The organism is Flavobacterium sp. (assembly GCF_040402895.1).
GTDB lineage: Bacteria > Bacteroidota > Bacteroidia > Flavobacteriales > Flavobacteriaceae > Flavobacterium.
Map to the genome: position 1 here is coordinate 22,251 of NZ_JBBALR010000003.1, position 13,850 is coordinate 36,100.

Here is a 13,850-nt window from a genome sequence, read left to right on the forward strand (position 1 = left end):
ATATTATTAAGTAATTTTTTCAAATTATAATACTTTTAATGCTTGTTTAATTAATTCTTCCACTGTAGCAGCTGGCGAATTAACAATAATTTTTTCTACTACTTTTTCGGCGTTCTTTCTAATATATCCCAAAACTTCTAAAGCAGATAACGCTTCTTCTTTATTTGTATTGTATGAACCCCCAGAAATTTCTTCGATTGCATAGATTTTTAGTACTTTATCTTTTAAATCTAAAATAACTCGTTGTGCTGTTTTTAATCCAATTCCTTTTATGGATTGCACTGTACCTACATCATTTGCTGCAATTGCTTGAATAATTTGTTCTGGGTTTAATGATGAAAGCATGGTTCTAGCTATACTGGCACCAATTCCTGAAACAGAAATTAATAATTTAAATAATTCTCGTTCTTTTTTATCTGCGAAGCCAAACAAAGAATGGGCATCTTCTTTTATTTGCAAAAACGTATATAATTTCACATTTTCAGAATCCGGAATTTGAGAATAGGTATGCAACGAAATATGAATTTCATACCCCACGCCATGGCATTCTATGACCACTTCAGTGGGCGTTTTTTCTACTAGTTTTCCTTGAATATGTGCAATCATAATTTTATTTTTTGGCTTTTACTTTTAGCTTGTTTTTCAATTTTTCTTGCGCATCAACGACAGCAACTGCAGCCATATTTACCATTTCTTCGACACTAGCACCCAATTGAAAAATATGAACTGGCTTTTCTAATCCCATCATAATTGGACCTATAGAAACTACTTTATCTAGCTCCTTAAGCATTTTATAGGTAATATTTGCAGCGTCTAAATTTGGAAAAACTAATGTATTTACTTTTTTATTAGCCAATTTAGAAAATGGAAATTTACTTTTTAACATATCCGCATTTAAGGCAAAATCGGTTTGAATTTCTCCATCAACAATTAAATCGGGATAATTTTCGTGCAAAATTTTGACTGCTTGTCTCACTTTAATCGCGCTTTCATGTGAAGAAGATCCAAAATTAGAAAACGAAATCATGGCAATAATAGGTTCAATACCAAATAATCGAACAGTTTTAGCTGTCATTAAAGCAATTTTTGCTAATTCTTCAGCAGATGGATTTGGATTAATAGCGGTATCAGACAAAAATAATGGGCCACGCTTAGTGTTCATAATATTTGTAGTAGCAATTCTTGACACGCCTTGTTGTTTGTCAATTAATTCCATCACAGGTTTTACCACATTTGGATAACTACGTGAAAATCCCGTAACCATACAATCTGCATCACCTGCATTAACCATCATAGCCGCAAAATAATTTCGCTCTCGCATCCATTTTTGAGCATCCAATAAAGAAGTTCCTCTACGCTGTCTGGTTTTCCAGAAATATTGTGCGTATTTTTCTCTGGTTTTATTTTCGTCTTTAGATTTTGGATCAATGATTTTCAAATCAGCATCAAAGCCTATTTCTTCTTTTAACTCTTGAATAATTTCTATATTCCCCAATAAAATTGGAATTCCAATTCCTTCTTCATGAACAATTTGTGCCGCTTTTAAGACATCTAACTGATCAGCTTCCGCAAAAACAATAGTCTTAGGTTCTGTTTTAGCTCTATTTGTAAGTAATTTTACAATTTTATTATCGCCTCCTAATCGTTCCTGTAAGTCACTTGCGTATTTTTCCCAATCTGTAATTTCTATATCTGCCACACCACTTTCCATAGCAGCTTTAGCTACAGCTGGAGAAATGGTTGAAATCAATCTCGGATCAAAAGGCTTTGGAATAATATAATCTTTTCCAAAAACCAACTTTTTTTCTCCGTAAGCAATATTTACTTGCTCGGGAACGGGTGATTTTGCTAATTCTGCCAAAGCTCTAACAGCAGCCATTTTCATAGCTTCATTAATTTTTCTAGCTCTAACATCTAAAGCACCTCTAAAAATGTAAGGAAATCCTAAAACATTATTTACTTGATTTGGATAATCAGAACGACCTGTTGCCATAATAATATCCTCACGAGTTTTTATCGCTACATTATAATCGATTTCAGGAACTGGATTGGCCATAGCAAACACAATTGGATTGGCTGCCATAGCTAGTAACATTTCTGGTTTTAATATATTTCCTACAGATAATCCTAAAAATACATCGGCATCCTTTATTATTTCAGATAATGGACCTGGTTTGCAAGATTTAGCATAACGCAGTTGTAATTCGGAAATATCGTCTCTACAAGTAGTTAGTAAACCATTTACATCGAACATATATAAATTTTCAGGTTTTACCCCTAACAAAACATATAAATTTGCACAAGCTAATGCAGCGGAACCGGCACCGGAAACTACTACTTTTATTTTAGCAATATCTTTTTCTGCAATTTCTAACGCATTTAAAAGTGCTGCAGACGAAATGATTGCTGTTCCGTGTTGGTCGTCATGCATTACTGGAATGTTTAATTCCTCTACCAATCTTCGTTCAATTTCAAACGATTCTGGTGCCTTAATGTCTTCTAAATTAATCCCTCCAAAAGTAGGCGCAATCGCTTTTACGGTTTCCACAAATTTATCAATATCTGTGGCATCTACTTCAATATCAAAAACATCAATATCGGAAAATATTTTAAACAACAATGCCTTTCCTTCCATTACAGGTTTAGATGCCTCTGGACCAATATCACCTAGGCCTAAAACAGCTGTTCCATTGGTAATAACGGCTACTAAATTTCCTTTAGCTGTATATTTATAGACGTTGTTTACATCTTTTGCAATTTCCAAACACGGCTCTGCCACACCTGGCGAATAAGCCAAAGACAAATCACGTTGTGTAGCATATTTTTTTGTAGGTACAACCTGAATTTTTCCGGGTGTAGGTTTGGCGTGGTATAATAAGGCTTCTCTTCTTTTATTGTTATTTGTGGACATATTTAATCATTTGCATCAACTTACAAAGATAAAATAAGCAATGAAATAACAATAAGGTTTGTTTAAAAAGTTATAATTTCTTTGTTTTTTAATTATGACCATAAAAAAAGAGCTGCAAGTTTACTTACAGCTCTAGAAAACCAAATTAAATATATATAACCAACTTCAATTTATTATTTTTTATTTTTAACTTTATTAGCAACATAAAGTTTTACTAGTATTCGGATAGCAATACTAGGACAAGGCACATTCACTGCCTCATTACTTTTTATAGTGCAATTTAAGTTCAAAATATTGGCACCCAACAAAACCAAAAGCAAGCCGACAAGTCTTTAGCAGCTGAAATACTACAATAAAATCTAGAATTGTCGGCTTAGCCAACAAACTAGTAGATTAAATAGTTCTGCTAATAAAAGTAAAAGATAAATTGCTAATCCTATCATTTTATTTGACATTTTTTATGTTACTATGTGCTTCCCATTTGTTGCTATTAAATCGATTATTTGTCAAGAAATAAATAGAGCAATGACCATCTTTTGCCTAGAATAAATGGGGCATTTTCCCAATTTATATATATCCGCAACTTTTTGTTATCCTATTAAGAATTAATTAGTCTATAGAAGTAACCTTGAATTTTTTCGCTACCAAAATTGACTTAGTCGGATAAATGTTGCCTATATTCTGTCTATTTCTAACCGATATATTGCTTATCAACCATTTAATCTGTTATTGTCAACCTAACTCCGGGAGCATTGTCGGCAGCACCAAATCCTGTAATTGTTTCACCTACTATAGGAGTAATTTTCCAAATACAAAACTCAATACCACCAGGTAATTGAACTGTTGTATGTGCTTCGCCGCCACTTGGAATATCACGTAAAATTCCTGTCGCCACACGGTTTGAATCGTTGTCTTTAACAGCAACCTCTGCCACTCTGAAGTCTATAGATGATTCGTTAATTACCGAAATGCTAATTGGGTAGAATGCTACTTCGCTATTTTTAGCATTTTCTGCTAATGAAAATTTAATTTCTGCTGATTTTTTGTCCATTTTTAGTTGAATTTATATATTTTGTCAGCTTACTCTAAACAGTTTTCAGCATCCCTGTTGCTTATTTTTTTTATTTGGTTGTCATCTTGTACGATTTTAGGCTTGTTGATGTGGAGAACTGAGCTGCGAATTTCTTGTATGTATTCTTATCAACTGGCATTTTGTTTATAATGGTTCTGCACTTCCCCATCCTCTGTCTGGAAATAAATTTGTTGTTGAGTTTATATGCATTGACCCTCCTTTGTGTGTGCTGTATGTTTTACAGTTTGGAAGGTTTTTTTTGATACATTCAATAACAGCTTTTCTTGGATGTTTTTTATTTCCTGCTGCTGAAACCCAATAATGTTTAGGGTTAAAATTGCAAATCCAATTTGTATTAACATTTCGTCTGCTACCGTGATGAGGAAGTTGGGCAATATGAAAGTCTTTCATATTAAATCCATTGTTTTGTGCTGATTCATATGAATCAACACCACTGTCGGCTGTGAACAAATAACGCCTATTACTACTGTCTGTTAATTGTATTATTGTGCTTGTTAGGTTTTCAGCTGATGTGTCATTTTTTTCATCTACCACTACACAAGGTTTATTTCCCTCCTCAACCTCATTAACATCTTCTTCTGCTTCTTTGAGTAAGTGCATTCTTTCTAATGAAGTTTTGTCAGTGAAGAATTGAACTTTCTGTTTATAAAAGGCTTTGCTTGGTCCTAACACTTTAAACAAATTGTGTCCAAGAATTGTGTCGGAAAATATTGGTTGGGGTGTTAGTCCAAATTTTTTAAGAAGTGTTTTAAAATCATCAACATCTTTTAATGATTCATAGAGTCCAGCAATTTGTCTATTGGCACTATATTTTTGATGGTATTCGGTAATTAAATTTCTCTGCATTTGATTAACATAAACAATTGGGTCATTGAAATAAACACTTTTTATGTCAGTTCCGAAATAATTAATAATTTCAGGAAGTCCACCAATATGGTCACGATGAGGATGAGAATTTATTACAATCATTATTGGCTTGGCTGCGATATGCGGTTTTATATAAGCATTATAATGTTTTACAACTTCATTTCCGTCTCCAGGTTTGCCACCATCGAGAAAAATGATAAAGTCAGCACCTTCCTGCTTTAACCATAAAATTATTGCGTCTGCGTCACCAACGCTTAACATATCTATACTGAAGTCCATATATTTTTTATTTACTGTCTTTTGATGCTCTTGATTTTTCTATGCCCCAAGTAGCTTGAGCTAAGTCTTCAATTTTTGAAATGAATTTATCTACATTAAGTCCTGCAATAAAAGCAGGTGCATAGAACCCAAAATTGGAAGAGGTTACCTCAGTTTGTGCTTCAAGAACTAGGAGTCCTGCTTTTAAGAATAAAAAACTTACTCCACCTGTCAAAATACTTACTAGTGGTCGGATAACATACCAAGGATACCACTCGCTACTCCATTGCTTTTTCACACTATAATTTAGATATAAACCTCTCAAGCAATATAGAACTCCACCAAAACCGCCTGCAAGTCCACAAGCAATTGGTAACTGAAATGCTGTTGTCCAATCTGGAAATTGTCCGCTGAGTAAGCAAACTACAAGACTGAATAGTCCTACTAAAAAAAATAAAAGATAAATTGCTATTCCTATCATATTGTTTGTCGTTTTATGTTACTGCGTCGTTCGTTATGCTTTATACTAACTTGTATATATGTCTAACAAAATCATACATATCTCCCCAATTTTGGGTGTATTTATCTATTAATTATCTAATTAACTTTTTAAAAAAATTGCTTATTATTTCTTAATATTTTATAAAATTAGATAGTTATTTTTATAACTACTTTACGAAAATTAACATGATGTATTGAAAATTAACATTATTTTCATATTTTACATAAATAATAAAGGAGGCATGAGAAATGGAACCTATTTTTATACTAATTGTGAAGAATCGGCTTCATTTTTTAGGGATAGTAATTCCATGAATTTTTACGGAAGAGTAAATTCTAAAATACGCTACACAATGTATCTAAAGTTGCGGCGAAATGTTTTGATTCATGCAGCATTTTAAGTGCCAAAAATAAAAAAGCTGCACTAAATGGTACAGCTCTTAAAAAAATATATAAATGTAACTAACTTTATACTTCAATAATTTCTTTAATATTAATGTTTTCTGGTAAACGACCAACGTTTTGCAATTTGATTCCTGCCAATTTTTGAGCCAGTGTTATACAGTCTTGTAATGATTTATTTTGAATTTGAGCATATAAAAACCCTGTCCAAAAAGCATCACCTGCTCCGGTAGTATCTTTTATTTCCTCAATTTGAAACGCAGGTTGAAAAAACAAGCCTTGTTGTACATCAGAAACCACAACTCCGTTTTTACCTTTAGTTAAACAAATAGTAGATGCGCCCATTTGATGAAAATAATCAAAAATAAACGCATCCGATTTTACTTCGTCAAACAATCTATAGCAATCATCTTCACTCAATTTTACTAATGGGTCATTCGCTAAATATTCTTTCAAAACCTGTTTTGCTTCTTCTCTATTTGGCCAAATTCGTTCTGAAAAATTAATATCTATACTTAATTTTACTCCTAATTCTGTAGCTTTTTTTGCTCTATTTAAAATAGTTTCACGTGCTGGATTTTTACTCAATGCAAAGCAAGTGGTATGAAAAATTTTAGCTTGTGCAATAATTTCATCGGATAACTGTGATTCAAAAATTTCGCAATCCGCTTGACGATATGGAATAAAATCTGGAGTTTCTGTAGATTTTGAGACAAAAATTACAGAGGTAGGCGACGTATTTGACTTTCTTACATACTGAAAATTTACTTGATTTGATTTTAATTTTCGAATTATATAATCGCCCAAACCATCCTTTCCACAAGACGCTACTAATACAGCATGCAGCCCTAAACGAGAAGCATTTACAGCAACATTAGTAGGAGAACCTCCTAAAAATCGATGGTAATCTTTGGTTTTATTTATAGAAGTATTGACTTCATGTCCTATGAAATCAATTAAAACTTCGCCTATGCATATGATATCTATAGTTTTCAACTTAAAATACTATTTTAAAATTAGTATGAATGGATTGGTGAATTAAAACTGTTGCTGCTGCACTCCAGGCACAAAAGGCTACTCCGTTAGGCGCTTGAGTATCTGTATTAAAATTTTCATAAAATGAAAAATCATCTGCTGCATTAGCTTGATTTATTTTTTCTAATAATTGTTCGACTTCTTTATGTCGATTATGGCTTAACATTGCCAATCCTACAAATCCATTCACCATTGGCCAACTACCACCATTATGAAATTCGTAAGGAAAATTTCTGAATTCGTATTTGCAGTTATTTTTTAGCAAATTCCAATGTTCGTCTTCTTGAAAAACGGGTGGCCAAAAAGCAGGAACCAAACCTAATTTAGTTTCTGAAGCTAAGCTTAACGCAAATTCTAAAATTTGATTTTGATTCTCTCTTGTGCCAATATTCAATAAAACTACAAAAGCATTTGCAAAGGCATCAAATTGGGTTTTATATCCTGAAGGAGAAAAAGAACATGGTAGGTACTTATTAAAAACGAGCTCTTGATATGCTTTTTCGTGGTATTTTTCTCCTAAAGAATTGGGTAAAAAATTACTTTGCACTTGATCTGTACTGTCTTGAATTTTTTTAGAAAGACTCTCAGATTTCGCAAAAAGATTATACGATTTTAAAGCCCAAATTCGCAATAATTGATCGTACAAAACATAACCATCGGTAATATATTCATCTGCCCAATTCCCCGAAAGTGGTACATATAACAAATGTTTATTGTTGTATTCCCAAGCGTTTAATAGCGTTAACGCTTTTTCTATGTGAGTTTTATATTTAGCGACAAATTCTGGTTCATTTTGACAAATTGCGTATTGACATACACCTATGATAAACCAAGTAACCGCATCTACTCTACCAGCTAAACCTCCATAACTCACTTCTGTTTTGCCTTCAGAAATTAATACATTTGAAGGAATAGTTCCTATTTCGTGTTGATTAGCTGCTAACGTTTCTAACGTATTTTTGAAAGTAGTAATTAGTTTTTCATCGGCAGAAGCCAAAGCCGCTAGGCCACAAATTACCCCATCTCTCGCCCATACACGTTGATAATTAGAGGTGTTTTCAGCACTGGCTAAAAAACCATTTTTTGTACTAACTTGATGTAGTAACGCAATAGCTTTATGAAAAGTAACATTATTCATTTACTGATTTTTTAGTAGAAATGAATAACGTAAATAGGGCTGCACAAACTAATAAAATACCTGCAAATGTTATAGCTTGTCTTGGGTCGTTTTGTAAAAAATGCTTCATAATGTATCCGAAACTTATGGTTTGGATGAACATTGGAATTACAATCATCATATTAATAATTCCCATATACACGCCATATCGTTCTTTTGGTATGTTGTTTACCACCATCAAATAAGGAATTCCCATCATGCTAGCCCAACCTATTCCAAAACCGGTAATAGCAGGAAATAATAAAAACTTATTTTCAATATGAGGAAAAATTAAAAATCCAATTGCCGCTAGAACCAAACATCCAAAATGAACCAATTTAGGCGAATATTTTTTAGCAAAATAAACTAACCCAAAAGCACATAAAAAAGTTACAATGTTATACCATCCATTTACTAAACCTGTCCAAGCAACTGCTTCTTCGTATAATTTAACGTTTTTTTGTGGCGTGGTATTCCAAACAGAAAGCGCAATACTTTTAGAGGAATTTTGCCAATAACAAAACAAAGCATACCATTGAAACAGGTACACCAAAGCCAATTGCCACATCACTTTTGGCATTTCTTTAATAGCCAAGAAAATATCAATAAACGGAGTAATAATACTTACATTTTCCGATTGAATTTTTTGTAATTCTTCATCAGTTGGAGGGATTTCTTTTGTTGTATAGGAACTCCACCAAACTGAACCAATTGAACATACCGATCCTAAAATAAAGGATGCAAAAACCCATGTGGGCAATTTACCTGTGGTTCCAATAAATAGCATAGGAAAAATAAATAACGATACATTGGCTAACGTTTGTCCAAATCCCGTAAAAAAACTTTGTGCCTGAAAGCCAATTGGCTGTTGAGATTCGTCTAATTTATCCGCTACAAAAGCGCGGTAAGGTTCCATTGCTGCATTGTTTCCGGCATCTAAAATCCATAATAATCCGGCAGCCATCCATAAAGAGCTACTAAATGGAAATAAAAATAAAGCAATACTGCAAATAATTGCTCCAATAAAAAAATATGGTTTTCTTCTTCCTCCTAATTTTGGAATCCAAGTTTTATCGCTTAATGCTCCAATAATCGGTTGTACTAATAACCCCGTTAATGGACCTGCTAAATTGAGTAGTGGCAATTCATCTGGACTTGCACCTAAAAAATCATAGATAGGGTTTACCGCGCTTTGTTGCAAACCAAAACTATACTGAATGCCAAAAAATCCAACATTCATATTAATTATTTGCCAAAAACTTAATTTTACTTTAGCACTCATGGGTTATTTTATTTTTTGTAAAAATTCTTCAAACACACCGTTATTCATATAAATAACTCCGTTTTTATCGACTACAGGAATGCCAAGGCTTTGAGTACTGATTTTTGCATTTTTAAGTTTTAATAGCATTTCTTTTAAAGCTTCTGGATTTTTATCAATGTCAAAAAATTCAAAAGAAATATTATTTTTAGTCAAAAATGCTTTAGTATCAATACAATGATGACATTCGTCACTGCCGTAAACAATGGTTTTAGGAGTAGTTTTTACTAGTTTTTTTTCTTGTGCATTTGCAGAAAAAGTTCCGAAAATTATAAATAACAGAAAAATTAATTTTTTCATTATTATTGTATTTAAAATTTAAAACAATTCCCATATCAGAAAAAATCTGATACAGGAATTGAATAAACAAATATGAAACTTTTTTTTAGAATCTGTAAGAAATAGTTAATGAACTTGTTCTTCCAGTAATCGATCTAGCTCTTACAATATTATTTGTGTTTTCTGTTATACTTCCTTCTTCTACTTCTGTAATACCAATGGTATCAAAAACGTTATTTACGTTTACAGTTGCAGAAAGCCCTTTCGTTAATTCAAAACTTAAGAATGGGTTTACATAAGCATAACCTGGCATTACTAATTTGTTATCGTCTTGAGCGTATGATTTAGTTGTACCAATTACACTAAATCCAAAGTTATGTTGTTTGTTTGCACCAAATTTATATGTAGGAACCACATTGTAAATAAAATCAGCTTGACGTCTTGGTTTGTTTCCGTTTAGAATTGGTGTAATTACATCATCAGCAATTTCAGCTTTTGTGTACGTTACACTTCCATTAACTGAGAAGTTTTTAACTCTATAGTTTCCTTCTAATTCTAAACCATAAGAATTATATTTTCTTTGAATTTGTCTGATTCCACCTCCTGAACCACCAAAATCCCAGTTTTGTTCAGATACATTTGCTAAGAAAGCAGTTGCGAAAATAGAAGCGTTTGTTCCTTTACGTTTGTAACCAAATTCCGCTTGGTTTACCATATCAGCACTTAATCCTGGAACTGCAGAACCATCATTTAAAATATTTGCACCAAATAATAAACGGTCCGCATTTGCTCTTCCACCACGGCTATATCTACCAAATAAAGATTGAGAATCTGTTAGTAAATAATTCGCTCCAAATGAATAAGAAACATAATTATAATCGTAGTTAATTGGTTTTCTGTTTGCATTATCTACTACAGAAACACTTTGTTCTGGCCCTTGAATCGTACCATTATTATCTACATCTAAATTTAAAGATTGTGTAGCACCCGCATAAGAACCTCGTGCTTTACCAGAATCAAAACGAATACTTGCGTCTACTGTTAATTTTTCGTTTGCTTTTAATGCACCCGCTACATAAGGAGCTGTAATGTCATAATTAGCATCGTAATTTCTTGTACAACAGTTACCCCAAGCAGGAACACCGTATGCGTATAATCCGTTTACAGAATTTGTACCTGCATTCAATAAAGCTGCGTTATCTCCTTTAACTTCCATTAAGTAAGAGTTCCATAACCAAGACATAGATATGTTTTGGAATGCTTTATAGTATCCTAATGTTAAATCGAAATTACCTAGTTTTTTAGTTAATTTCATATCATTAGTAAAGTTGTTAAAATTATTTATCTCCGTATCAAAAGTATGAATTCTCATAGCTAATGCATTACTGTTATAATTTTGTCCAGCTTGAGGACCATTAGCATACGTTAAGTTTGCCACACCAAAAGCAGTAGCTAAAGCACCAGCAGTTGTAACTTCTGCAGGGAAAGCAGAAACAAAACGACCTTTATTATAGTTTTGTCTGAATTTGCTATCAATTTTCCATTCGTTTCCTAAATCAAAAGAGATATCACCACCGAAAGAAGTTGCAATTGGTCGCATTCCATCTGTTAAATTACTTCTTCTTCTTTCTCCATCGGCACCAATTGTTAGGTTATCTTGAAAATAAGCACTGTGAGGTGTATCGTGTAATATATTAAAATTAGATAATGAACTCCAATTTGGATTAGCATTGGTTCCTGATACATTTACTGGCATCGGTAAATATCCAATTGATTTGTCATTTAAATATTTGAAATATAATTTTACATATCCTTTTTCAAAATCTTTAGTCATATTTGCTTTAAATTGACCTCCTAAATTTGCAGTATATCCAGCATTTCTTGGTCCTTCACCTTGTCTGTAAAATCCACCTACATGAAAACGTAATGATGAAGAAATTGGCGAACCATATTCAAAATCTGTACGATTATTTCCGTAATCTAAACCTACTGATTGCATAAAACTACCGCCTTCTTTTTTACCATCTTTACTGATAAAGTTGATTATACCTGCAGGTGAATTACTTGTTAAAGTAGAAGAAGAACCTCCTCTTATTGACTCCACTCTTTGAATCGTTTGGTCAGCTCTTACAAATATATCAGCATTTCCGAATGCTACATCTCCAAATTGCATAACTGGCATTCCGTCTTCATGAATTTGTAAGAATTTTGCACCTCCAGATGCTACAGGAATACCACGAACTGTAATGTTTGCGTTTCCTTCTCCACCAGTTGATTCTGATTTGATACCTGGAATGGAACGGAAAATCTCAGCTGTTGCTCTTGGAGCGGCTTGATCAATTTGTGCTCCAGAAATAGAACTTACAGAAACACTAGATTGTAATTTTGTAGCCGATCTAACTACTCCAGTAACTACAATTTCATCAATGTTTGAAGATTGTTCTACTAATTGAAAATTATAAGTGGTACTTCCACTAATTTCAATTTCTTTTCTCATATCTGAGTATCCAGACATGGTAACCTTAATTGTGGTCGTACCACTTTGTAAATTTGAAAGTAAATAACTACCCTCTTCATTTGTAGTAGTTGTTTTGCTTCCATTTGATACACTCGCTCCATTAATTGGCAAGCCCTTAGCGTCAGTTACTTTTCCTGACAAAGAACCATTCTGAGCAAACGACTGATTAAATAGCAAGATAGCTATCAAAAAAACCGATTTTTTCAAAAAACTCGTAATTTTTTTCATTTTTAATACTTATTTGGTTAGTAATTTTAGTTATTAATAATTCGAAAGTAAAAATTACCAAATTATATTTTTATAAAATAACTATCGAAAACGTTTTCGAAATCACCGAAAACGTTTTCGATTTGAGAATTAGCAAGATAATATTTTTTTTATCATATTTGTATTATAAATATTGATCAAAAAGATAACTGCCATTTAAAAGATAAGATTAAAATTAATTTATAGAAAACTGCACCTATAATATAAGGTGAATTAAAATATGAAAGAAATCACACTAAAACAAATTGCTGAAACACTTGGTATTTCGGTTACAACCGTATCTAAAGCACTTAAAGGCTATACGGATGTAAATGAAAAAACCAGACAATCTGTTTTAGATTTAGCGGCTAATTTAAACTATACGCCAAATAGTTTTGCCGTTAACTTAAGAACAAAAGAATCTAAAACTATTGGTCTTATTATTCCAGAATTAGTGCATCATTTTTTCTCAAATGTGATTAAAGGTATTATTGAAGAAGCAGAAAAAAATGGGTATTTGGTTATTATCCTTCAATCTAATGAATCGTTAGAATTAGAAAAGAAGCAAATTGAATTATTAATTAACAAACGTGTAGACGGCATTATAATTTCTTTATCTAATGACGCCAATAACGAAATTTACTTTCAACAAATTATTCAAAGAGAAATTCCGTTTGTACAATTTGATAAAATTTCAAAATTACTTCCAAGTTCTAAAGTAATTATTAACGACCAAAAGGCGGCTTATCAGGCGGTGAAACATTTGATTGATAAAGGTTGTAAAAAAATTGCTCATATTAGAGGTCCAATAAATCCTCAAAATGCGATTGATAGATTTTTAGGTTACAAAAAAGCATTAGAAGATCATAATATTCCATTCGATTCTAGTTTGGTTTATCCTTGTAAAAATGTAACATTTGAAGAAGGAAAACAATTTGCAGAAAAGATACTTAGCGACCACAAAGACGTGGATGGTATTTTTGTAATTACCGATTTAGTTGCCGTGGGCGTTTTGGCACATTTTAACGAACATCAAATAAAAGTCCCAGAACAAATAAAAATAATTGGTTTTAGTAATTGGTTTATGTCGCAAGTCATTACACCAAAACTTAGCACCGTGGATCAGCCTAGTTTTGAAATGGGCGAACAAGCATTTAAATTACTTTTAGAAGAAATGCAGGCGCGTAAAGATTTTTTACCTTTTACGCCAAGAACCATTGAATTAGAAACGAGTGTTATAGAAAGAGAATCTTCTTTTTAGGT

At 32.5% G+C, this 13,850-nt stretch carries 11 protein-coding genes; 1 reads left to right on the plus strand and 10 read right to left on the minus strand.

What is annotated here, in order from left to right:
* Window positions 1-24: 24 nt before the first annotated feature.
* The 10 genes from ruvA to ABWP60_RS04185 form a co-directional block, all read right to left on the minus strand.
* Window positions 25-606, minus strand: coding sequence for a Holliday junction branch migration protein RuvA (ruvA, locus tag ABWP60_RS04140; protein ID WP_353148933.1), 582 nt, complete (start codon window positions 604-606; stop codon window positions 25-27).
* A gap of 4 nt (window positions 607-610) precedes the next feature.
* Entirely contained in the window at window positions 611-2,911 is a 2,301-nt protein-coding gene (locus ABWP60_RS04145; RefSeq protein WP_353148935.1) for an NADP-dependent malic enzyme, read from the minus strand.
* 718 nt (window positions 2,912-3,629) lie between these two features.
* Window positions 3,630-3,962 (minus strand): hypothetical protein, encoded by a 333-nt coding sequence (locus ABWP60_RS04150; protein WP_353148938.1) that lies wholly within the window; start codon window positions 3,960-3,962, stop codon window positions 3,630-3,632.
* 165 nt (window positions 3,963-4,127) lie between these two features.
* Window positions 4,128-5,150, minus strand: a complete 1,023-nt coding sequence (locus ABWP60_RS04155; RefSeq protein WP_353148941.1) for an MBL fold metallo-hydrolase — start codon at window positions 5,148-5,150, stop codon at window positions 4,128-4,130.
* A gap of 7 nt (window positions 5,151-5,157) precedes the next feature.
* Window positions 5,158-5,610, minus strand: a complete 453-nt coding sequence (locus ABWP60_RS04160) for a hypothetical protein (RefSeq protein ID WP_353148943.1) — start codon at window positions 5,608-5,610, stop codon at window positions 5,158-5,160.
* Window positions 5,611-6,098: 488 nt separating this feature from the next.
* The gene (locus tag ABWP60_RS04165) at window positions 6,099-7,028 is read right to left on the minus strand and encodes a carbohydrate kinase family protein (protein ID WP_353148945.1); all 930 of its coding nucleotides are present in this window, start codon (window positions 7,026-7,028) and stop codon (window positions 6,099-6,101) included.
* Window position 7,029: 1 nt separating this feature from the next.
* Entirely contained in the window at window positions 7,030-8,205 is a 1,176-nt protein-coding gene (locus ABWP60_RS04170; RefSeq protein WP_353148947.1) for a glycoside hydrolase 100 family protein, read from the minus strand.
* The gene (locus tag ABWP60_RS04175) at window positions 8,198-9,505 is read right to left on the minus strand and encodes an MFS transporter (RefSeq protein ID WP_353148949.1); all 1,308 of its coding nucleotides are present in this window, start codon (window positions 9,503-9,505) and stop codon (window positions 8,198-8,200) included. The genes ABWP60_RS04170 and ABWP60_RS04175 overlap by 8 nt, the downstream gene beginning before the upstream one ends.
* 3 nt (window positions 9,506-9,508) lie before the next feature.
* On the minus strand, window positions 9,509-9,844 hold the full coding sequence (locus ABWP60_RS04180; protein WP_353148952.1) for a glutaredoxin family protein: 336 nt from the start codon (window positions 9,842-9,844) through the stop codon (window positions 9,509-9,511).
* Between the two features lie 85 nt (window positions 9,845-9,929).
* Window positions 9,930-12,569 carry a TonB-dependent receptor gene (locus tag ABWP60_RS04185; protein ID WP_353148955.1) on the minus strand — a complete coding sequence of 880 codons (2,640 nt, stop codon included), beginning with the start codon at window positions 12,567-12,569 and terminating at the stop codon, window positions 9,930-9,932.
* 259 nt (window positions 12,570-12,828) lie between these two features.
* Here ABWP60_RS04185 and ABWP60_RS04190 point away from each other — a divergent pair, with 259 nt between their 5' ends.
* Complete coding sequence (locus ABWP60_RS04190) at window positions 12,829-13,848, plus strand: LacI family DNA-binding transcriptional regulator (RefSeq protein ID WP_353148958.1); 1,020 nt, start codon at window positions 12,829-12,831, stop codon at window positions 13,846-13,848.
* The last annotated feature ends 2 nt before the right edge of the window (window positions 13,849-13,850 follow it).

Coding starts and splice junctions, on each gene's coding strand:
- ruvA (WP_353148933.1), bottom strand. CDS start 606: ATGATTGCACATATTCAAGGAAAACTAGTAGAAAAAACGCCCACTGAA.
- ABWP60_RS04145 (WP_353148935.1), bottom strand. CDS start 2,911: ATGTCCACAAATAACAATAAAAGAAGAGAAGCCTTATTATACCACGCC.
- ABWP60_RS04150 (WP_353148938.1), bottom strand. CDS start 3,962: ATGGACAAAAAATCAGCAGAAATTAAATTTTCATTAGCAGAAAATGCT.
- ABWP60_RS04155 (WP_353148941.1), bottom strand. CDS start 5,150: ATGGACTTCAGTATAGATATGTTAAGCGTTGGTGACGCAGACGCAATA.
- ABWP60_RS04160 (WP_353148943.1), bottom strand. CDS start 5,610: ATGATAGGAATAGCAATTTATCTTTTATTTTTTTTAGTAGGACTATTC.
- ABWP60_RS04170 (WP_353148947.1), bottom strand. CDS start 8,205: ATGAATAATGTTACTTTTCATAAAGCTATTGCGTTACTACATCAAGTT.
- ABWP60_RS04175 (WP_353148949.1), bottom strand. CDS start 9,505: ATGAGTGCTAAAGTAAAATTAAGTTTTTGGCAAATAATTAATATGAAT.
- ABWP60_RS04180 (WP_353148952.1), bottom strand. CDS start 9,844: ATGAAAAAATTAATTTTTCTGTTATTTATAATTTTCGGAACTTTTTCT.
- ABWP60_RS04185 (WP_353148955.1), bottom strand. CDS start 12,569: ATGAAAAAAATTACGAGTTTTTTGAAAAAATCGGTTTTTTTGATAGCT.
- ABWP60_RS04190 (WP_353148958.1), top strand. CDS start 12,829: ATGAAAGAAATCACACTAAAACAAATTGCTGAAACACTTGGTATTTCG.